This is a genomic window from Aneurinibacillus migulanus, assembly GCF_001274715.1.
GTDB classification, from domain to species: domain Bacteria; phylum Bacillota; class Bacilli; order Aneurinibacillales; family Aneurinibacillaceae; genus Aneurinibacillus; species Aneurinibacillus migulanus.
This window is the reverse complement of record NZ_LGUG01000004.1, coordinates 1,705,776-1,728,270: the sequence shown is the minus strand read 5'-3', so window position 1 is coordinate 1,728,270 and position 22,495 is coordinate 1,705,776. Positions and strand designations below refer to the sequence as shown.

At 45.4% G+C, this 22,495-nt stretch carries 20 protein-coding genes; all 20 read right to left on the bottom strand.

Annotated elements, in window-relative coordinates; all coding sequences use genetic code 11:
• Positions 1-126: 126 nt before the first annotated feature.
• The gene (locus AF333_RS10220) at positions 127-4,434 is read right to left on the bottom strand and encodes a PolC-type DNA polymerase III (RefSeq protein WP_043065948.1); all 4,308 of its coding nucleotides are present in this window, start codon (positions 4,432-4,434) and stop codon (positions 127-129) included.
• Positions 4,435-4,620: 186 nt separating this feature from the next.
• Positions 4,621-6,330 (bottom strand): proline--tRNA ligase, encoded by a 1,710-nt coding sequence (locus AF333_RS10215; protein WP_043065949.1) that lies wholly within the window; start codon positions 6,328-6,330, stop codon positions 4,621-4,623.
• Between the two features lie 172 nt (positions 6,331-6,502).
• Positions 6,503-7,762 (bottom strand): RIP metalloprotease RseP, encoded by a 1,260-nt coding sequence (rseP, locus tag AF333_RS10210; protein ID WP_043065950.1) that lies wholly within the window; start codon positions 7,760-7,762, stop codon positions 6,503-6,505.
• 36 nt (positions 7,763-7,798) lie between these two features.
• Positions 7,799-8,947: a 1-deoxy-D-xylulose-5-phosphate reductoisomerase gene (locus AF333_RS10205; RefSeq protein ID WP_043065951.1), complete on the bottom strand. Its 1,149-nt coding sequence runs from the start codon at positions 8,945-8,947 to the stop codon at positions 7,799-7,801.
• A gap of 44 nt (positions 8,948-8,991) precedes the next feature.
• Positions 8,992-9,777 (bottom strand): phosphatidate cytidylyltransferase, encoded by a 786-nt coding sequence (locus tag AF333_RS10200; protein WP_235496300.1) that lies wholly within the window; start codon positions 9,775-9,777, stop codon positions 8,992-8,994.
• 19 nt (positions 9,778-9,796) lie between these two features.
• Positions 9,797-10,573, bottom strand: coding sequence for an isoprenyl transferase (locus AF333_RS10195; RefSeq protein WP_043065953.1), 777 nt, complete (start codon positions 10,571-10,573; stop codon positions 9,797-9,799).
• A gap of 61 nt (positions 10,574-10,634) precedes the next feature.
• Positions 10,635-11,192, bottom strand: coding sequence for a ribosome recycling factor (gene frr, locus AF333_RS10190; RefSeq protein WP_043065954.1), 558 nt, complete (start codon positions 11,190-11,192; stop codon positions 10,635-10,637).
• 5 nt (positions 11,193-11,197) lie between these two features.
• On the bottom strand, positions 11,198-11,920 hold the full coding sequence (pyrH, locus tag AF333_RS10185; RefSeq protein ID WP_043065955.1) for a UMP kinase: 723 nt from the start codon (positions 11,918-11,920) through the stop codon (positions 11,198-11,200).
• Positions 11,921-12,168: 248 nt separating this feature from the next.
• Complete coding sequence (gene tsf, locus AF333_RS10180; protein ID WP_043065956.1) at positions 12,169-13,056, bottom strand: translation elongation factor Ts; 888 nt, start codon at positions 13,054-13,056, stop codon at positions 12,169-12,171.
• Between the two features lie 120 nt (positions 13,057-13,176).
• The gene (gene rpsB, locus AF333_RS10175; RefSeq protein ID WP_040302429.1) at positions 13,177-13,887 is read right to left on the bottom strand and encodes a 30S ribosomal protein S2; all 711 of its coding nucleotides are present in this window, start codon (positions 13,885-13,887) and stop codon (positions 13,177-13,179) included.
• Positions 13,888-14,085: 198 nt separating this feature from the next.
• A complete protein-coding gene (locus AF333_RS10170; protein ID WP_043065957.1) occupies positions 14,086-14,598 on the bottom strand; it encodes a DUF6115 domain-containing protein in 513 nt (170 codons plus the stop codon).
• A gap of 33 nt (positions 14,599-14,631) precedes the next feature.
• A complete protein-coding gene (locus tag AF333_RS10165; RefSeq protein WP_052812074.1) occupies positions 14,632-14,955 on the bottom strand; it encodes a hypothetical protein in 324 nt (107 codons plus the stop codon).
• A 23-nt stretch (positions 14,956-14,978) separates the two neighbouring features.
• Positions 14,979-16,409, bottom strand: a complete 1,431-nt coding sequence (locus AF333_RS10160) for a DUF342 domain-containing protein (protein ID WP_052812076.1) — start codon at positions 16,407-16,409, stop codon at positions 14,979-14,981.
• A 21-nt stretch (positions 16,410-16,430) separates the two neighbouring features.
• Positions 16,431-17,219 carry a FliA/WhiG family RNA polymerase sigma factor gene (locus tag AF333_RS10155; protein WP_043065958.1) on the bottom strand — a complete coding sequence of 263 codons (789 nt, stop codon included), beginning with the start codon at positions 17,217-17,219 and terminating at the stop codon, positions 16,431-16,433.
• A gap of 17 nt (positions 17,220-17,236) precedes the next feature.
• Entirely contained in the window at positions 17,237-17,653 is a 417-nt protein-coding gene (locus AF333_RS10150; RefSeq protein ID WP_043065959.1) for a hypothetical protein, read from the bottom strand.
• Between the two features lies 1 nt (position 17,654).
• The gene (locus AF333_RS10145) at positions 17,655-18,137 is read right to left on the bottom strand and encodes a chemotaxis protein CheD (protein ID WP_043065960.1); all 483 of its coding nucleotides are present in this window, start codon (positions 18,135-18,137) and stop codon (positions 17,655-17,657) included.
• Complete coding sequence (locus AF333_RS10140; protein WP_043065961.1) at positions 18,134-18,751, bottom strand: chemotaxis protein CheC; 618 nt, start codon at positions 18,749-18,751, stop codon at positions 18,134-18,136. Before AF333_RS10140 ends, AF333_RS10145 begins: the two co-directional genes overlap by 4 nt.
• A gap of 3 nt (positions 18,752-18,754) precedes the next feature.
• Positions 18,755-19,231, bottom strand: a complete 477-nt coding sequence (locus AF333_RS10135; protein WP_043065962.1) for a chemotaxis protein CheW — start codon at positions 19,229-19,231, stop codon at positions 18,755-18,757.
• Positions 19,232-19,245: 14 nt separating this feature from the next.
• On the bottom strand, positions 19,246-21,339 hold the full coding sequence (locus AF333_RS10130; RefSeq protein WP_043065963.1) for a chemotaxis protein CheA: 2,094 nt from the start codon (positions 21,337-21,339) through the stop codon (positions 19,246-19,248).
• Positions 21,340-21,354: 15 nt separating this feature from the next.
• Positions 21,355-22,494, bottom strand: coding sequence for a protein-glutamate methylesterase/protein-glutamine glutaminase (locus AF333_RS10125; RefSeq protein WP_074714853.1), 1,140 nt, complete (start codon positions 22,492-22,494; stop codon positions 21,355-21,357).
• Between the last annotated feature and the right edge of the window lies 1 nt (position 22,495).

Genomic DNA, 22,495 nt, shown 5'->3' with positions numbered 1-22,495 from the left:
CCAGGCAACTACCGTCAATATTGGCATAAATAGACGAAAGAAGGGAGCTGTCGCTTTCTTGCTTTACAACGACATCTACTTTCTTATCCATTAAAAAAGACGTTAACTTCCTCTCCTATTTTCTCTCTAAAACAGCGAAAGCTGGTTCGTTTCTGGCAAACTGCTTAGACAGCCTTGGTGTTGAAGAAGCTCGATGACAGAACGGGAACAACGGGCACGCTGCTGCAAATCTTCAATAGATAGGAACTCGCCCGCCTCACGCGCCTTAACAATATTGATAGCCGCATTCGTCCCTACGCCCGCCAGAGCGTTGAATGGCGGGATAAGGCTATTGCCGTCAATAATAAACTGACTTGCATCCGAACGATATAAATCTACGTTCTGGAACCGGAACCCCCGCTCACACATCTCCAGACACATCTCCAATACGGTAAGCAACGTTTTCTCCTTCGGTTGCGCGTCGTTGCCTTTTTCTACGATTTCTTTAATACGGGCTCGGATTGCCGCCGATCCCTGTACAGCAAGTTCGGCATCAAAATCATCCGCACGTACCGTAAAGTATGTGGCATAGAAATGAATCGGATAATGTACCTTGAAGTACGCAATTCGCACCGCCATCAATACATAAGCTGTGGCATGCGCCTTCGGGAACATGTACTTAATCTGTTTACACGACCAGATGTACCAATCCGGCACATTATTGTTTTTCATCTCCTCTTCCATCTCCGGTGTGAGACCTTTCCCTTTCCGTACCGACTCCATGATTTTGAAGGCAAAGGAAGGTTCAAGGCCTTTGTGCATCAAATACACCATAATATCGTCCCGACAGCCGATAACATCTTTAAGCTCGCACGTACCGTTGCGCACAAGCTCCTGAGCATTGTTAAGCCATACGTCCGTTCCGTGCGACAGCCCTGAAATCTGTACCAGTTCAGCAAATGTAGACGGTCGTGTATCTTCAAGCATCTGGCGGACGAATTTCGTCCCGAATTCAGGAACACCCAGTGTTCCTACATTGCTGTCGATTTGCTCTGGTGTAACGCCCAGCACGTCCGTTCCGCTAAAAATTCTCATCACTTCCGGATCTCCGATCGGAATTTTCTTCGGATCGAGTCCGGTCAAATCCTGCAACATCCGGATAACAGTCGGATCGTCGTGGCCAAGAATATCAAGTTTTAATAAGTTATCATGGATGGAATGGAAGTCGTAGTGCGTCGTGCGCCATTCCGCTTCCTTATCGTCGGCTGGATATTGAATCGGACAAAAATCGTAGATTTCCATATAATCCGGAACAACAATAATTCCGCCAGGATGCTGTCCCGTCGTCCGCTTAACTCCGGAGCATCCTGTGGCGAGTCGACTCATTTCCGCATTACGCCAGGTTTTCCCCTTTTCCTCCCCATATTTACGCACAAACCCATATGCTGTTTTCTCCGCTACTGTACCAATCGTTCCTGCGCGATACACATACTCTTCACCGAACAACACTTTCGTATAGTTATGCGCATGCGGTTGATATTCCCCCGAGAAGTTTAAGTCAATGTCAGGAACTTTATCCCCTTTAAAACCAAGGAACGTCTCAAACGGAATATCATGTCCATCGCCTGTCATCGGAATGTCGCAGGTGGGGCAATTTTTCCTAGGCAAGTCAAAACCGGAGCCATATTCCCCTTTAGTAAACCATTCGCTATGCTTGCACTCCGGGCAACGGTAATGTGGCGGTAGCGGATTCACCTCGGTAATTTCCGTCATCGTGGCGACAAAGGATGAACCGACAGAACCCCGGCTGCCCACAAGATAACCATCATCGATTGACTTCTTCACGAGCTTGTGTGAGATGAGGTAAATAACCGCAAAGCCGTGCGTAATAATGCTGTTAAGCTCTTTTTCTAATCTTTTCTCTACGATTTCCGGCAACGGTTCACCATATAGCTCTTTCGCTTTGTTATAGCTCATCGAACGGATTTCTTCGTCTGCACCTTCGATTTTCGGCGTATACAAATCTTTCGGAATGATTTCGAGTTCTTCAAACTGATCCGCCAGCATGTTTGGATTTGTTATGACGACTTCCTTCGCTTTCTCCTCGCCCAGATATTTGAATTCTTCTAGCATCTCATCCGTCGTGCGCAAATGCGCATCCGGCTTGTATTGATCTTTAAGCGGGCTAAAACCGGTAATACCGTGAATCAAAATCGTACGATAGTCTTTTTCATACGGATGAACATAATGCACATTGCCTGTTGCAATGACTGGAAGATTAAGCTTCTCGCCAAGCTCCACAATTTTGCGGTTCGCATCCATAAGTGCTGCTTCGTTCGCGACTAATTGCTTCTCCACCAAGTGGCGATTAATTTCGATCGGTTGAATTTCCAGTACATCATAGAACCGAGCTACTTCTTCAGCCTCTTCTGGACTTTTATTAAGTACCGTTTCAAATAACTCACCTTTTTCACAGCCTGAGCTGATGAGCAAGCCCTCCCGATGCTTTTGAATTTGCGCCCGTGGAATGCGTGGTGTTTTGTACAAATATTCCGTATGAGACAACGAAATAAGTTTATAAAGATTTTTCTTTCCAATTTCATTTAACGCATAAATATTGCAGTGAAACGGGCGCGAGTTCTGCAAATCCAATCCTACATGATTATTTAAATCATTGAGATTTATGATGTCCTGTTCCAGTACTTCTTTTAACATAAAGAAGAAGATATACCCTGTCGCTTCAGAGTCGTCAACTGCACGGTGATGATTCTCCAGGCTCACATTAAACTTGGATGCCAGCGTATTCAATCGATGATTGCGCATGCCTGGATAGAGGAAGCGTGCCAGCTCCAGCGTATCCAGGAACGGATTTGGTACCGGTGGAAGGCCGCTTTGCTTACAACTCGCTTGCAAAAAGCCCATATCGAACTTGGCATTATGTGCTACAAGCACTGCATCACCAACAAATTCAACAAATTCGCGGATGACTTGATCAAGTTCCGGCGCGTCTTTTACCATATCGTCCGTAATACTGGTTAATTGCTGAATATTAAGCGGGATAGGTTCATGTGGATTGACGAATGATTCGTACTTGCCGATAATTTCACCGTTTTTCATCTTAACGCCCGCAAGCTCGATAATCGTATTATTCACGACAGATAGTCCGGTTGTCTCTACGTCAAAAACCACATACGTATCATCAGCCAGCATACGTTCCTGTGACTGATGTACAATAACGGTCGAATCGGACACAACATTTGCTTCCATACCGTATAGTATCTTGATGCCGTGTTTTTTTGCAGCGGAAAATGCTTCAGGAAATGCTTGTGCTACGGCATGATCTGTAATAGCGATCGCCTTATGACCCCATTCGGCAGCCTGTTTGATTAAACGCTCGGCGGAGGCGATACCGTCCATGGCACTCATATTCGTATGGCAATGAAATTCCACCCGTTTTTCTTCCGCATCATCCATACGGGATGCCGATGGCTTGATTTGAATCAAGTCCTTCGCCATCATGACCAACTCGCGCGCAAACGTATCTTCCTGGATTGGTCCGCGTACGCGGAGCCAAATGCCGTTCTTAATAGCCGCAAGTTTCGGTACATCATCTTTGTCACGCGCAAAGATTTTTACCTGCAGCGAATCCGTATAATCTGTAATATTGAAGGTGCATAACGTCCGACCACTGCGCAGCTCACGTACTTCTGCACCGAATACAAGCCCTTCAATACAAGTGCGGCCCATTTCTTCCTGAATGTCGCAAATTGAGACGGAATCATCCTTAATGTCATAACCGAGCTGCAATACTTCCATCGAAGCGGCCGCTTCTTTATTCGCTTCAACTTTCTCTTTTTCTTTCTGTTTTTCCAGTAGTGCTTCCATAGCACGGCTGCGATCTTCTTCTTCCCGTTGCTCAACGAATTGCTGATACTTTTCTTCGTTTTGTGCTACATGATAAACAATCGGCAGAGAATCGCCGCACAGTTGCTTCATCGTACGGTTTATCCATTCATCTACTTGACGCTGCTTCATTTTTTCGACGGCGAATGTATCAAGCACACCGAGCTGCAAACGATTATCCGCTATTTCGTATGTAGCGTTCTTCAAATATGTTGCTGTCGAGTTGATGTGCGGCGACACTTTTTCTACGATGAGTGGCCAATATTCTTTTACGAACCCTGGCATTTGGACAGGGTGGACATATCTCATATTACAATCAACCGAAGCAATATTTTGAAACGCCTGTACCAGCTTGGCATGAAATGCTTGGTATACGTTCAGTGGTAGCAGTTCGGGAAGTTGCAAATAGAAATGCCAGCGTTTCTCCTGACGGTAGACTTCCACTTTCTCAATGAGACCGTCGGAAAAATACTTTTCAACAAATTCGGGTGGAATAGCCAATTGCTGAAGCAAAAGTCCAAAGCGTTCTTGCTTCGCAGTGTCGTTTTCCATGTAAGTAACCCTCTCCTCATATAATAGAGTGTACGTAGTCATTCAGTATACGAGTGATAGACGAAGTAGAAACAGAAGAGAGGTAGGAATATACGCCGCCAGCAGACAAGAATCGTCTTGCTCCTGCTCGTCATTTTTCCCCACCTCTTCATTTACATCAAAAAATCAGGCGTTATATAGATACACTTATTGTAATGAATCCGCCAATTCTTTGACATAAGTCATTAGCTCATCAATATGTATATCCTTACTTTCACCCGTCTTGCGAACTTTGCATTCTACAAGCCCTTCTCCTGCTTTGCCTCCGACTGTAATTCGGATCGGAAGCCCGATTAAATCAGCATCTTTGAACTTTACGCCCGCTCGTTCTGGGCGGTCGTCCAACAATACCTCAAACCCTTCGTTTTGCAGTTTTTCATAGAGAGATTCTGCCAGCTGTTTCTGCTCGTCATTTTTCACGTTAACCGGTACAACATGAATATGGAAAGGTGCCAACGACCAGGGCCAGATAATGCCGTTCTCGTCATTGTTCTGTTCGACGCAGGCAGCTACTGTACGGGAGATACCAATACCGTAGCAGCCCATAATCATTGGCTGCTCTCTGCCATTCTCGTCGAGGAATTTCGCGCCCATCTTTTCACTATAGCGTGTCCCCAGTTTGAATACGTGTCCGACTTCAATTCCCCGTGCAAATGCAATATGGCCACCGCAGCGAGGGCATTCATCACCTTCAATAATGTTGCGTAAATCAGTATAAGCTGTAACAGTAAAGTCGCGTTCCGGTACCACATTTTTATAATGGTAGTCTTTCTCGTTAGCTCCGGTTACCGCTATCTTCATGTCCCGTACAGCGGAATCAGCATACACCTTAATATCATCCGGCAGATTAATAGGACCGACGAAGCCGACAGGTACGCCAAGCTTGCTCATCTCCGCTTCCGTAGCCATGGTAAGCACATTAGCATCGACGATGTTTTTAAGTTTTATGTCGTTCAACTCATGATCACCGCGTATAAGCGCGACAACAAAACGATCATCGGCTTTAAAAACGAGCGCTTTAATCATTTGACGTGCTTCCATATCGAAGTGATTCATTAACTGTTCAATCGTTTTCACATCTGGTGTCGACACTTTTTCCATTTCTATTTGAGAAGTAGATTCTTCTGCTGCAGGCTTGTAGACCACTTCCGCCTTTTCCAGGTTTGCTGCATAGTCACAAGATGTGCAATAAGCGATCGTATCCTCTCCGATTTCAGAGAGAGCCATGAACTCGTGTGTTCCTTTACCACCGATGGCTCCTGCATCCGCTTCAACTGCACGGAAGGTTAACCCTGTACGCGTAAAGATGCGCGTGTAGGCGTCATACATGCTGTCATAGCTCTTGTCCAGTCCTTCACGGGTCGTATCGAAGCTGTATGCATCCTTCATTATAAACTCACGCGAACGTATAACCCCGAAACGAGGGCGTACTTCATCGCGATACTTCGTCTGGATTTGATACAAGTTAATTGGCAGCTTCTTGTATGTATTTAGATTATCGCGAACAAGGCTGGTTACTACTTCTTCATGTGTCGGACCCAGTACAAAATCTCGGTTATGGCGATCTTTCAAACGCATCAATTCCGGACCATACGCATCCCAACGTCCGGTCTCCTGCCACAGCTCAGCTGGCTGAATGGCCGGCATCGAGATTTCTTGCGCATCGGCGCGGTCCATTTCCTCACGCACGATTTGTTGCACCTTACGCAGAACACGGTAGCCCAGCGGCAAATATGTATACACTCCAGATACGAGTTGGCGCATTAATCCTGCCCGTACCATTAGCTGATGGCTGATAATCTCCGCCTCTGCAGGAACTTCCCGCAACGTCGGAAGAAATAGTTTAGACTGCTTCACAACACTCTACCTCCTAATACACATGTGATTTGATATCTTTATAAATAACACTTGATATTTCGACTTATGTTTGGTGATGCAAGATAGGAAAACTAGAGGAAGAAAAGAAAGAGGCAGAAGTTTCTCATACCTCTTCCTCTCTTAACTTTGCAGTTGCCTATCAAGCATTTGATTAGAAGAATCGTTGGATGTCATTCCACGTTACAACAAGGATAAGCACCATCAAGAATGCAAAACCCAGAAAATGGACCATCCCTTCTTTCTGCGGGTCGATTGGACGTCCCCGCAATGCTTCAAGCCCGATGAAAACAAGACGTCCGCCATCAAGTGCAGGCAATGGAAGCAAATTCATAATCCCCAGGTTTACGCTCAGCGCTGCTGCCCATTGAATGAGTACAACGAGCCCATTCTCTGCAGCTTTGTACGTATAGTTAAAGATACCGACCGGGCCAGATAGTTCCTCGACCGGAACCTGTCCTGTAAACAGCTTGCCAAGCATCTCATAAATGAGCTTTGAAAACTCATATGTGGTAACCGCACCGTATTTAGCCGCACCGATGAAGGATTTGGACGTCGGCGAATACACGCCGATTTTGCCGACTTGAATTTCTTGCTGTCCCTGCTTCTGGACTTCTTTTGTCGGCGTTACCGGAAGAGAGAATTGCTCGCCGCCACGTTCGATAATAAACGAAAGCTCTTTGCCTGGTGAAGTGCTGACCGCTTGCACAATATCTTTCCATGTACTCATCGGTTTGCCTTCGATGGATAACACTTTATCTCCCTGCTGCAATCCAGCTTTGGCCGCTGCCTGGTTCGGAATGGTTTGCCCAATCATCGGCTTATCGCTCGGCACGCCATACGCCAATCCCATAATAGTCAACAGTACAAACGCAAGCAAAAAGTTCGCGAGCGGTCCGGCAAAAATAGCGGCGGCACGTTGTCCTACCGTCTTGCTACCGAACTGGCGATCATACGGAGCAATTTGCGTTTCCTGGTTATTATGCACCATCATCGCTTGTGGATGAACCGGATAGCGAACCTCTTCTCCATCCTCGACTCCGCGAATAAACAAATGGTGCTCAAAGTCCGTCTCTTCTACTGTAACTATCGTCGCTTCTGGATAATTACGGATATTCGTCAAAATGATATGCGTTGCCCTACCTTCTTTATCAAGAAGAAGCCCCACATCTTGTCCACGATGAATCTCAACAACTTCCGGATCTTCCCCCGCCATGCGGACGAATCCCCCGATCGGCAACAAGCGAAGCGTATAACGCGTTTCCCCTTTGATAAATGAAAACAGCTTCGGACCCATACCAATGGCGAATTCACGGCACAAGATACCAGCACGCTTGGCCAGCAAAAGATGCCCCAATTCGTGGATAAAGACTAACAATCCAAACACAAGAACAATGGCTAAAACCTTTAACAACGGGGTTCCACCTTTCCTGATTGTTTGGCCTTTTTATCAGGCCGGTTGATACTTTTCCGCTATTTGACGTGCCCACCGGTCCGCCTCGAAAATATCCTCCAGTCCCGGATTTTCCATAACCTCATGCTTCGCCATCGCATGCGCGATCGTATCCTCGATCGCCAGGAACGGAATGTCACCCTGCAAAAAGCGTGCGACTGCCACTTCATTAGCTCCGTTTAAAACGGTCGGCATCGTTCCGCCTTTTTGGCCTGCTTCATAGGCAAAAGCAAGACATGGGTAACGGTCAAAATCTAAAGCCGTAAAATGAAGCTGGGAAACTTTCATTAAATCAAGCGGCTCCGTTTCCAGTGGAATCCGTTTCGGATAGGTCATTGCATACTGAATAGGAATGCGCATATCAGGGGTGCCCAACTGGGCCATTACCGCCCGATCTGTAAATTCCACCATAGAGTGGATAATGCTTTCCTTATGAAGAATCGTATCAATTTTATTATACGGCAAATCGAATAACCAATGAGCCTCAATGACTTCGAGACCCTTATTCATCATTGTAGCCGAATCAATCGTAACTTTAGCCCCCATGCTCCAATTCGGATGGGCCAGGGCCTCTTTGACCGTTACATCCGCCAATTGCTCCCGTGTCAAATCCCGGAATGAACCGCCGGATGCGGTTAGGATAAGCCGGCGTATAGCTGACCTATCTTCTCCCTGCAAGCATTGGAAGATGGCGGAATGCTCACTATCTATCGGTATGACAGAAACGTCATGTTCTTTCGCTTTTCGCATTACAATATGGCCAGCCGTTACAAGTGTTTCTTTGTTGGCTAAACCAATCTCTTTCCTTGCTTCAATGGCCGCAAGTGTAGGCAAAAGCCCCGCACTGCCTACCATGGCGGAAATGACGAAAACAGCATCGGGATGCGTCGCTGCAGCAAGTGCGCCTTCTTCTCCCCAAACTGCTTTCGTATTTGAAGGTAATTGATGTTGAATTTTTTCAGCCAGTTCTTTCGTTGCTACCGACACAAGCTGCGGCTGAAATTCATGCGCCTGTTCGGTCAATAAGTCAATATTCCTTCCGGCCGCAAGCGCGACAACCGAAAACTGCTCAGGATGCTGCCGAATTACGTCAAGCGCCTGCGTTCCTATCGATCCAGTAGAACCTAGGATGGCTATTTTTCTCATATTTCCTCCTAATGGACGGTCAACCTATGCCTTTTCTTCTCATTTTATAACAACTGAAGCAAATGCAGAACGGGAAAAACAACAATAAGGCTATCCAGCCTGTCAAGCACGCCACCATGACCCGGTAAAATAGAGCCTGAATCTTTTACATTTAACGTGCGTTTAATTGCGGATTCCATCAAATCGCCAATTTGTCCACTCACCGAGATGACAAGTCCGATTAGCAATGCTTGCGAGATCGTAAGTGAATCGGTAATAAATGAAAATAAAATCATGGTAACGACCGCCAAAAAAACGCCACCAAGTGAGCCTTCAATCGTCTTATTTGGACTGATTGCAGGCCACAATTTTGTTTTGCCGCGCGCTTTCCCTACGAAATACGCTCCGGTATCGGTCGCCCATGTACTAAATACAATTGCCAGCGTAATGGCAAGCCCGTTTACAATTCGCGTCTCATTCATGAAATGAAAGCCGAAGCCAAGATAAAACGAGCTGAACAAAAGATAAGCAATATGTTGGTATTCGACCCGGTTTTTAGAGGCTACGGTAATAAACAGCAAAAGCAGAACAAACAAAAATACGGCATCGCCTCTCAGCATGTTTCCTTCCCACACCAAGTTGGGGAATAGCAAAAGCCATAAGAAAACAAGCCCGGTCAGTCCATGCCAGTCCATCAGCCGGATATGATTCATCCGAATTAATTCATAATAAGCAAGCGTAGCAAGAAAAAAAACAAGGGCAGTGTACCAGATGCCTCCTAAATAAACAACGAGGAGAAAGCCGGCCCCCCACAAAATTCCCGTAATCACCCGTGTTTTCAAGCGTTCCACCTCTTAGCGGGGCACTTCACTAGGTAAGCGCTCCATATCGTCTGTTTCGCTGCTGGTATGCTTTAATTGCTTCATAGAAATGTTCTCGGGAAAAATCCGGCCAGTATACATCACTGAACCACAGCTCACTGTAAGCCAATTGCCAAAGCATGAAGTTGCTTAGCCGAAGCTCACCACTCGTACGGATCAATAAATCAGGATCTGGAAGTCCACTTGTAGTTAGGTGGGAACTGAATATTTCTTCACTGATTTGCTCCGTATCGAGCTGTCCGTCTCTAACTTCCTGCGCAATTTGCTTAACTGCAGCAATCATCTCCGCACGACTTCCATAATTAAGTGCAAAGTTAAGAATGAGTCCTGTATTCTGTCGGGTTTTCTCTCGGGCATCTATAACAGCTTTTAGCGTATAATCAGGTAAATCCTTTTCATATCCGACCATACGTACCTGTACGTTACGTTCGATTAACTCTTCCAATTCACTTGCCAGATATTCTTGTGGCAGACGCATCAGATACTCTACTTCATCGGCCGGACGCTTCCAGTTCTCAGTGGAAAAAGCGTACAATGTCAAAACTTCCACGCCGATTTCATCTGCCGTTTTCGTAATCTCTTTCACTGTCTTCATTCCAGCCCGGTGACCTGCCACACGCGGCAGTGCCCGCTTCTTCGCCCATCGGCCGTTCCCGTCCATAATGATGGCTACATGTTTCGGAATGTTGCTTGTGTCCAGTTCATACTCATGCAGCGATGAATCATCTTCATTTCTTTGCATCCACCTGGTTAGTTTATCAAGCATACGTACGTTCCCCCGTACTCAAATATATCATAAACCCCCTCACCTACGAGGGGGCCTTTTATTACACTTCCATGATTTCTTTTTCTTTATCAGAAACAACCTGGTCCACAAGGTTTACATGCTTATCAGTTGCTTTCTGTACCAGATCCTGATGGTGCTTCATATCATCTTCCGTAATATCGCCATTCTTCTCTAATTTCTTAATTGAATCATTGGCATCACGACGAATATTACGAACAGCAACTTTCGCTTCTTCACCTGATTTTTTCGCCAGCTTTACAAGCTCCATACGTCGCTGTTCTGTCAGCGCAGGGATAGCAATACGGATGACATTTCCGTCATTGGTTGGTGTTAGGCCTAGATCAGACTTCAGAATTGCTTTTTCAATCGGTCCAAGCATCGTTTTCTCCCACGGTTGAATGACGATAAGACGCGGTTCTGGGGTACTGATATTGGCTACCTGATTTACAGGCGTCGGCGACCCATAATAGTCTACCGTTACTCTATCCAGTAGAGAAGGAGTCGCTCTGCCGGCGCGCAGGGTGCTTAGCTCTCGCTTTAAAGAAGCGATGGCCTTATCCATTCTTTCTTCAGCTTCTTTTAACACTTGCTGTGGCATCGTTATTATTCTCCTTTCACAATCGTACCAATTTTTTCGCCCATAATGGCTCGTTTAATATTTCCCTCTTCCATAATTGAGAAAACAAGGAGTGGAAGATGATTATCCATACAAAGACTTGAAGCAGTGGAATCCATAACGCCCAATCCTTTGTTCAGCACTTCCAAATATGTGAGGTTATCATACTTCTCAGCGTTAGGATCAATGGCAGGATCGGCGGAATATACGCCATCCACTTTGTTCTTCGCCATCAGAATAACTTCAGCTTCAATCTCTGCCGCGCGGAGCGCTGCCGTCGTATCAGTGGAGAAATACGGATTTCCCGTACCTGCCGCAAAAATCACGACCCGATTCTTCTCCAGATGACGAACGGCTTTTCTTCTTATGTACGGTTCGGCAACTTGCCGCATTTCAATCGAGGTTTGCACTCGAGTCGGAACGCCAGCACGCTCCAGTCCATCCTGTAGTGCCAAGCTGTTCATCACGGTAGCCAGCATGCCCATATAGTCGGCTGTGGTGCGATCGATTCCTTTTGCGCTTCCAGCTAAACCGCGCCAAATATTACCGCCACCGACAACAATAGCAACTTGCACACCCAACTCCACAATTTCTTTAATCTGCTTAGAAATCGACGTAATAACATCGGAATCGATACCGTATCCGACATTTCCGGCAAGCGCCTCTCCGCTTAATTTTAATACAACTCGCTTGTACGCGGGAAGTGGCATTGAAAAACAACTCCAATCCTCTATAAAATTGTTCGCTACTGCGGGGAAGACTTCCTGCATATTTCCTCACTTTATCTCGGCCCAATGGGCAGTAATGTCCCCACTTCACATGCACTACGTGAGGATAACTGCCCCTAAGACCCCGATAAGTACAACTAATCATCAGTAAGGGATAAAAATTCTCCACTGATGAAAGTTCTGCTTTATAAAATAGGGAACACGCTGTGTTCCCTATTCGTCTTCCGGCATTATTGTTTTTTTGTTTGTGCCATTACTTCTTCAACAAAGTTGTCGGCTTTTTTCTCAATGCCTTCGCCTACTTCATAGCGAACAAAGCGAACAACATCTGTATTGTTGGCCTTCAGCAAGTCTTTTACTTTTTTATCAGAGTCTTTTACGAATGTTTGCTCAACCAGGCAAACTTCTTCATAATATTTATTCAGGCGGCCTTCCACCATTTTTTGTACAATGTTCTCTGGCTTGCCTTCATTCAATGCTTGTGCAGTCAGAACTTCGCGTTCTCTGTCAAGCTCACTTGCATCGACTTCATCACGTTTTACGTAAGTTGGTTTTGCAGCGGCGATTTGCATAGCCAGATCTCTTGCCAACTCTTCATTCGTTGTGTTAGCAAGTTCAATCAGTACGCCGATGCGTCCACCCATGTGCAGGTAATGGCCAAACAGGTTACCATCCGCTTTTTCAAGAATTTCAAAACGGCGGATATTCATGTTTTCGCCAATAGTTGAGATTTTCTCATTGAGCACTTCTTGCAGTGATGCGCCTGCGCCTTTAAAAGCCTGTCCGAGCGCTTCTTCTACATTTGCCGGACGTTGACTCAGCAGATGTTCGGAGATTTCTTTTACGAAGCTTTGAAAGTTTTCGTTTTTAGCTACGAAGTCCGTTTCGGAGTTCACTTCAACGATAACGCCAACGTTTCCTTGTGTCTCAACAGAAGTAAGACCTTCCGCAGCAACACGATCTGATTTTTTCGCAGCCTTCGCGATGCCTTTTTCGCGGAGAATGTCGACTGCTTTTTCCATGTCTCCATCTGCCTCTTGCAGCGCTTTTTTACAATCCATCATGCCTGCGCCTGTTCTTTCACGCAGTTCTTTTACCATGCTTGCACTAATTGCCATGAGAAAATCCTCCTACATGTTTATTATGTGTAAAATAATAAGCATTTTTATCCTCATTTACTGTAACAAAAGGGCGGGAAAGGTTACACCCTTCACCCACCCTTACAGTACTTGCGGAGCTTATACGGTAGCTGCGACCTCTTCACCAGAACCTTGGTTTGCTTCGAGAACCGCATCCGCCATTTTTGCTGTCAACAATTTAACAGCACGGATGGCATCATCGTTACCTGGAATAACATAATCGATTTCATCCGGATCGCAGTTTGTATCAACGATACCTACGATCGGAATACCAAGCTTACGAGCTTCCGCAACAGCGATACGCTCTTTGCGAGGATCGATAACGAAAATCGCGTCCGGAAGTTCTTTCATGCTGCTAATACCGCCAAGGAATTTCTCCAGGCGATCCTTTTCTTTGCGAAGCAAGATAACTTCTTTTTTCGGAAGAAGTTCGAATGTACCATCATTCTCCATTGCATTCAATTGATGAAGACGAGCTACACGTTTTTGAATGGTTGAGAAGTTCGTCAACGTACCACCCAACCAGCGTTGATTGATGAAGTGCATACCGCAGCGTTGTGCCTCTTCGGACACAGACTCTTGCGCCTGTTTTTTCGTTCCTACAAACAGGATTTTACCGCCGGAAGCAGCTACTTCGCGAACAAAGTTGTACGCTTCCTCTACTTTTTTCACGGTTTTTTGCAAATCAATAATGTAAATTCCGTTACGTTCGGTGAAGATATAGCGGGACATCTTCGGATTCCAGCGACGAGTCTGGTGACCAAAGTGTACACCTGCTTCCAGCAATTGTTTCATAGAAATCACTGCCATCTTCAACGACACCTCCTCTAAAATGGTTTTTTTGTAAAGCCTCCGCCCTTCGCATCTCCGAATGAGACTTCGCAACTCGTACGCAAGCACCTTCATCCGAATTGAAGAACGTGTGTATTTTTACACCGTTTGTAAATATACCATAGGTGTAAAAAAAATGCAACAAACAAATATCATTTTTTACTGTGTGACCAAAATTTATTCTGCTGCAAGAAATCCTTGCTTTTTTAGCATCTGGATAACTATCTTTACTTCCCCGTCTCCCATGCCAAGTTTACGGGCAATCTCAAGCGAAGACATCCCTTGTGCGTATAATTGAGGGATGTCTTTGTATTCATCTTTTAGGAATTGGGGAAGGGGGGCAACAGTAGATGTTGTTGTTGTTTTGGAAAATTCGCCGATGGAGCTTTGCAACTGTTCTATGTTTTCCAATAACTCTTCTTTCTGCCGCATCAGCTCCCCCACTTGCCGCTGCAAGCTGGCCAGCTCTTCTTTCACACCGGTAAGCTGAGTATCGGTCATACGCTTAACCTGGGCAATGGAACGTACCAGCTCGCTGTTCTCTCGTTCGAATTCTGTTATCAGCGTGTGAAATTTACCTTCAGCGCTTTCCTCTTGCTCTATCTGTTTGCCATTGCCACTTTTCAAAAGACGCAGTGCCAACAATAAAACAATAATGGTAAGAGCCGAAAGCCAAATGTCTGTCATCATGTACTTTCACCAACTGTTCCACTGTTTGTCGTATTATAATGAAATGTCCAGGCTATGCCCTTTATACGGATGTAGATTGTGTGTTTCTGATTCAGCTAACGGCGATTTTTTCTGTCGCCGCTTTTTCGGGTCTGCACCCTGCTCGCCTGATTGTTCTTTTTCATCCTGGTTAATTTGGCTTTGTGGACTCTCTTCCGCCTTAGCTATACGGGTTCGGTTTACCTCATCTTTTTCCTGCTGTTCAAGGGCCAATCCCGCTTGTTCCTGCTGGGGTCTTTGTTGTAGTTGCTCCTGTATTTTCCCCATATCCTGCATGCGTGGAATAGCAATTTGTAATTCAAGAGCGCGCAATGTCATATAGGCCACCCTTTCCTTTTACTTTACAGCAGCGTTGAAGTGATTTGACCGTCTTCTCCGAGAATGAACGCTGAACGGCTATGGTTTTCTTTAATGAAGCGGATTTCGTTTCCAAATGCGAGCTTGACACCACTGTACATCACGTTCCAACATTCAACACGGACCTTATCCATCCCACTTAGCTTCTCTTCGATTTCTTGCATTCTTTGTTTTGCCTGCACGTATTTCTTCTCTGCTAATAGCTTAGCATTAGTAAATTTAATCTGCATCGCCCGCTTGTCGGGAGTAAGTTTACCCTGCACAGCTAACTGATCGATGAACCGGAGCCCCTGATCTGATTTGTGAATGGACTCAGCAAACTCCTTTATTTCTTTTTTGAGAGTGTGCATTTCTGTACGAAGCTGCGGATTCACTCCTACTTCGATATTGGTAGGGGTATTTGTCATATTGCCGATAATCTTAGCTATTACTTTCTCTCCGGCTTGCACCGTCCCTCCAACAATGAGCCCTTTTGTAGCTTTACAAATTACATCTCGCCCCGCACTAACGTTGCTGTGCATAATGACTTGCGAAACAACGACGTCGTTTTCCGCTTTCACTGTCGCATTTTGAATAAAGCCCGTTTTTACATCCGTGCCGGCATGTACGCTGCCTTTAAATTGGCCGAGTACACCGCCTCTTATCTCAATCGAGCCTTGAGCTTCAAGAGTTGCACTTTCTACACTGCCCGCAATTTTAATGTCTCCACCTGCTTTAATTGTGAAGCCGGGGTGCACGTTGCCATGTATAACGACATTTCCAATGAAATCGATATTGCCTACACTAAAATCGACATCACCTTTTACTTCGAAAACAGACAGCACGTTAATTCTTCCTCTTTCCGTAATGGAAAGCTGGCCATCTGTCACAGCGTATGCATTGTTCTTCTCTTGATCCAGCAATACATTTTTCCCAATTTGGAAGCGTGCTTCTTTGCCCTCTTTCGCCGGCACGGTCTCCCCGCTTACATTCGTTCCCGGCTCTCCCTTAATAGGAGGAATTTTCTTAGCCAACAATTGTCCTTTGACCACATTGAGCAAGTGGAGGACCTCATAGTAATCCACACTTCCATCTTCCCGTTCCTGCGGCCCTTTTTTTTCGGAAGGCCGCACCACTAACTCAATGCGCCCATCCTGTCCCGGTACAGAAGGAACTCCCTTTGCAATTACAAGCGTTTCATTTATAAATAGATACGGACTCGCCGCCACTTGACGAAGCATCTCTTCATCAATTCCAAAGGTTACTCGATTCTCGTTTACAATATGCAAAAGTTCTTCATATGTAAAGAGAATCTCTTCGTCAAGCACTAACTCCATTGTCGCCTGCATTTTATCTTTGGTGATCCGAATTCTTACCATATCGGTTAGCGTCTTCTTTGGAGCATCCTGCTCCACTTTGTGTTCGGATCCCTCCATATGCAACCCTCTTTTCCCATTTTACTCATTTAATAAGTAATCTTTTGCACGTTGCAATGACCCCCGCATGCGAAAAATCGCTTTGGAATGAAGCTGTGAAATACGTGAAGCCGATAGACCCATGATTTCAGCGATTTCAGTTAGCGAACATTCCTCGTAATAAAATAGTGATACAATGGTTCTTTCTTTCGGAGGAAGACGTTCTATTGCCTCTGCGAGAATTTGTTTCTGCTGATCTTTATGCAACGCGTTCTCTGGCCTTTCGGCGTGCTCATCTGTAATAACCGCCTGGCGAGAGTGCTTCTGGTCTTCATCATCTTGAATAGGCTCATCAAGAGAGAATACAGAAGCAAACGCTACATCCTGCATCGTCTGATTTAATTCGGCTACCGAAATATTGAGATGTCTGCTTACTTCTTCGTCTGTAGCTGCACGCAAGTTTTGCTGTTCGAGCTGCATATACGCCTCTTCGATTTTTTTCGCTTTGTCACGAATGGAACGAGGAAGCACATCGTTTTCACGTAAGCCATCAATCATCGCGCCCCGAATCCTCCACATTCCATACGTTTCAAATTGAAGACCCCGGGTGTAATCAAATTTTTTCAAGGCATCCAGCAAACCCAATCTTCCAAAGCTAATTAAATCATCTTTATCTACCGTATCAGGCAGCCCAATTGCCAATCGATTCGCAACATAATTAACAAGAGGCAAATATTGTTCAATCAATCCGATCTCAGATTGCCGGTCTCCTTCTTCCCGCCAGCGTTTCCATTTCTCTATATCAATTTGCTTTTTTGGTTTCCGCGCCATCGTACGCCCACTCCCTTCTATTCATTAGAGAATACACGCAGAGCCCGCGCGACTTCTTCCGGGTCGATGTGATCCTTACCGTCGCGCGCAATATGAGGAAAATCTGAAGGGGTGAATTGCGAAAAATCCGCAGATGGCGGTTGCTCTCCTTTTTTTCCCCCTTCTTGGCCCTGCCGTTGTGCGGACTCTTCCGGCGTTACCAGGTCAATATGCTGGCCTTTATCTTCGGAAGCAAACATATTTCGATTCTCTCTGCCAATGACTTTGCCTGCCAGAAAGCGAAAAAGAAACATAAGCGAAAAGAATAGCAAAAACGCAACTAGAGAGCGCAAAAGGCTCCCTAAAAATAAATTATTTACAAATGAAAATACAAACGTGAAAATGCCAACCATGCTCGCAACAATAAGGTTCCATTTAATTGAGCCTATCCACATATTACAATTCCTTTACCCCTTGGTTTACTGTCCGAATATTCAAGATGCCCGTACAACTATCTAATTCGATAGTCCGGCCGCAATTTCCTCCTGTATCTTCGGCAAGAATTGGGATACGAGCTTCATTTAATGCTAACTTGCATGCCTCTACATTTCGAGGTCCAATCCGCATAGCATCGCTTGCGATGGAAAATGCAAACATCTGCGCTCCACCTGCAAGCTTTGCGGTTAGCTTACGACGGTTTGCACCGGCTTTTTCCATATCTTCAATCAGCTTCGGAATCGCTGTATTGGCATACTTGGCAGTATTCAGTATTCCCTTGCTCAACGAGGAATCCGGGAGCATTACGTGCGCCATCCCTCCTATTTTATTCTGGTTGTCAAACAATACAACACCGACGCAGGAGCCCAAACCTGTCGTCCGGATTCGGTCAGGAGATTTTGCGATATTTAGATCCGCCATACCTACCTTAATAACATTCATTCGAACGGAACTCCCAATGCACGGAATAATTGCAATAAAGCTTCCGGATCGGGAATCAGGAAAAAGTGTCCTGAAATCTTCTCATTTCCTTGAAAAAAAGCGGTATCAATCGTAAGGGCAAAATCTCCACTGTGACCAAATTCGAGCAAACCATAAGACAAAATCGCGCCTGCCATATCGATGGCAACTGCCGGTACTGAAGGCTGCATGTTCAGCTTTGTAAAATCGGCCAGTGAAGATAAATAAGAACCTGTTAGTATATTGCCGATTTCATTAAGCGCCGATAATTCCATGTCATTAAAAATCTCGGCATCCTGCGCTGTCATTCCCATTAATTCTTCAAGTAAATTTTTAGCCGAGTCTACAGAAATGATGAAAAACATATTACCTGGAATATCGCCGAGCATCCGTAAAAACACGCAGACGACAAGCGACTCTGCCCCGCCGACGACATCAGAAATTTCATCAAATGGAATAATTTTAACCTGGGGAACTTTCATATCGATTTCTTTGGAAATAAGTTTGGAAAGAGCGGTGGCTGCATTCCCCGCTCCAATATTTCCGACTTCCCTCAGGACATCAAGTTGAAAATCATCAAATTGTTCAAACTTCATCGTCTATGCCTCAATATTTTCCAACTGTTTAATTTCATCTGTATTTAATACTTTGTTGAGGTTGAGAAGAATAAGCAGACGGCGGTCTAATTTAGCAACCCCTCGCAGATAGACAGCTTCAATTCCTCCGACGACTTCCGGTGGCGGCTCAATCGCGTTTATCGGAATATCGATAACGTCATTTGCAGAATCAACGATTAAGCCTACCTCAATCTCCCCTATAGCGACGATAATCACCCTTGTTGTTTCGTTATATGCAGCTTCCTCAATGCCAAAACGACGGCGCAAGTCCACAATCGGGGTCACAATACCGCGCATATTAATAACCCCTTTGATAAATTGGGGAGTACGCGGAACACGGGTAATATGTTCGAGCCGTTCGATTGATTTTACCTGATTGACTTCTACGCCATATTCTTCATCCTTCAAACGAAACACAATAACCTTAATTTCTTCTACGATATCTTTATGATCTAACACGGTTGTTGCCTCCTTTATTTAATTAACGCATTACAATCTATAATAAGTGCAACCTGACCATCGCCAAGAATCGTAGCCCCTGAAATCGCAAATACATTTGTCAAATACTTGCCTAGCGATTTCAGTACGATTTCTTGCTGACCAATAAAGGAATCTACAACAAGACCCGCCATTTTATCACCCTTGCGGACAATAACCACGGAAATATCACTGTCTTTATGTTCTACGCTATCCGGAATGTTAAAAATCGTCTTTAAAGAAACGAGCGGTACAATACGTCCACGGAAATCGATAACGTCTTGCTGATGCGCGTGCATAATATCATCAGGCGAGAATACAGCCGTCTCAATGATAGAGCTAAGTGGCACGGCAAATTTCTCGTCTTCCACCTGCACTAGCATGGCCGAAATAATCGACAATGTCAGCGGAAGCTGAATGAGAAAAGTTGTGCCCGCTCCAGGATTTGAGTCGACACTGCACGAGCCTCCGAGCGATTCGATTTTTGTCTTCACTACGTCGAGACCGACTCCACGACCGGATACGTCGGAGATTTGATCTGCTGTACTTAAACCCGAAGCAAACAGCAATTCATAGATTTGCTTATCCGACAGGGAACTTGCCGCTTGCTCTGTTATAATGCCACGTTCCAACGCTTTCTTAAGCACCTTGTCACGGTTAATTCCTTTACCATCATCACGTACTTCAATAAATACATGGTTTCCGCTATGATATGCTTTTAACTGTACTAGACCTTCTTCTGGTTTTCCGGCTGCCCGGCGTTCCTCTGCTGATTCTACTCCATGGTCTAGCGAATTGCGCAGTAAGTGAACGAGCGGATCTCCGATTTCATCGATAACCGTCCGGTCCAGCTCCGTATCCGCCCCGACAATTTCAAGATTAATCTTCTTGTTTAAATCCTTCGCCAAATCACGTACCATGCGCGGGAAACGATTAAATACCTGCTCTACAGGTACCATGCGCATCGTCAAGATGATATTCTGCAAATCTCCGCTAATGCGGCTCATATGCTCAACCGTCTCCATTAACGCACTCTGGCCGGATTCGCGAGCCAGCTGCTCCAGGCGCCCCCGATCGATAACCAATTCGCTGAACAAATTCATTAGTACATCAAGGCGTTCAATATCGACACGAATCGTTTTGCTGGTCGTGTTTTTCTTGGCGACCGGTGCCTGCGCAGCTGTTTTTTCTCCTTTGGCACCTTTCGTCTCTGCCTGCTTTGTCGGGGTAGCTGAAGTTGCCGCCTGCTTCTCCTCCTGTTGCACGGCAGATGGACGCTGGGCATTTGGTTGAATCTCCTGTACTTCTACTGCTTCGATTTCCGAAACGTTCATAACCGCCTTTTCTATTTTATCTTCCGTCTCTTTACTAATTAGGACGATTTCAAACGACTTTTCAAACTTTTCTTCTTCCAGTTCTTCCACGGAAGGAGTTGTCTTAATAATTTCGCCGAACGATTCAAGATTGTCGTATACCATATAGGCACGTGCGGCTTTCAACACGCAATCGTCCTTTACGGATGTTTTTACCCAATAGGCATGGTATCCGGATTGGATGGATTGCTCAATGACCGTAAATTCATACTCATCAAGCTGATATGGTTTCGTATCTGCTACCGTTTCCGCTGTGGCTGTTGCTGCCGCCTCTGCCTCTGCCTCTGAAGCAGATTCGAACTGCGACGCGCCTTCCTGACGGATGGAGACAGGAAGCTCCCCTTTAAGGATCGCTTTTAGAGCGGCTACGATATGAGAGACATCCTCTTTCCCATCACCACCACCTGCAATGGAATATAGCATCGTTTCCAATACGTCTACACATTTGAAAATAACATCCATAATATCGGTATTGATAACCAGCTTATGATTACGGGCCTGATCCAATACATTCTCCATCTCATGGGTGAGCGCCGCCATGTCCTCAAACCCCATTGTAGCTGCCATTCCTTTTAAGGTATGGGCAGAGCGAAAGATTTCGTTAATTAAATTCACATTCTCAGGGTCATTTTCAAGCACAAGCAAATGATCGTTGATAGCCTGTATATGCTCCTTCGACTCTTCAATAAACATATCTAAATACTGATTCATTTCCATAAATCATCCACCTCCCTAGCAATTTAAGTAACGCATAAGCTGGATAGAGATTTCGTGAAGCGGTGCTATAATGTCCACTGTTCCAGCCTGAATGGCAGCCCTTGGCATACCAAATACGACGCATGTAGATTCGTCTTCCGCAATGACGGAACGAACCCCTGTCTCTTTTAACTTTTTCAGACCTGCCGTTCCGTCGTTTCCCATCCCGGTCATGATAATTGCATACTTGGAGGGATGACGAATTTGCGTGATAGATTCGAAGAGTGTATCGACGGACGGTCGATGTCCTCCTCTAGGCTGCGCCTGATTCAGCGATATGTATATCTCTCCGTCTGCCCGCTGCTTGATTTCCATATGATAGTTTCCCGGAGCAATATATGCATGCCCTTCTTGCAGCACTTGATTATCTTCCGCTTCGCTTACTTCAATCTCACACAGCGAGTTGAGGCGCTGGGCTAATGATTTGGTAAAACCGGGCGGCATATGCTGCACAATAACCATGCTGCCTTTGAAATTTCGGGGCAATCCCTTAAGAAGGACCTGTAACGCTTTAGGCCCCCCTGTAGAAGTCCCGACTGCTATCAAATTTTCTATCTTTCCTTTTCGCAGTGATCGGTCTGCCCTCTCTTCTTTCCGCGTTTCATTCATTGCTTTTTTCTCTGCTGCCGCATAGAACAGAGGGCTTTTACTGGCACCAACCCAATTACTGCGAATACTTTTCATCTTTTCTTCCATTTGAAGAAGACGAGACATTTTTATATGTGCGGCCGCTTTCACCTTTTGTATAATTTCCGTACCTATAGTCGGAAGGTCAAGTGAAATCGCTCCGGAGGGCTTGGGAATAAAATCAACAGCACCGATCTCAAGCGCACGAATGGTTTCGTTCGCTCCTTGTTTGGTCAAACTGCTCAGCATTACGACCGGAAGGGGAGCTTCTTTCATAATGGTCTCCAATGCTTCCAAGCCGTTCATAACAGGCATTTCTACATCTAGCGTTACAACATCAGGCGACCATTTTTTTATAAGTCCCATTGCTTCCGAACCATTTCTCCCTTTGGCTACCACTTGAATTCCAGGGTCTTGTTCAAGCAAATCGCCTATTACCTTTCTCATAAATGCCGAATCATCAATGACTACTACACGAATAGGCTGCACT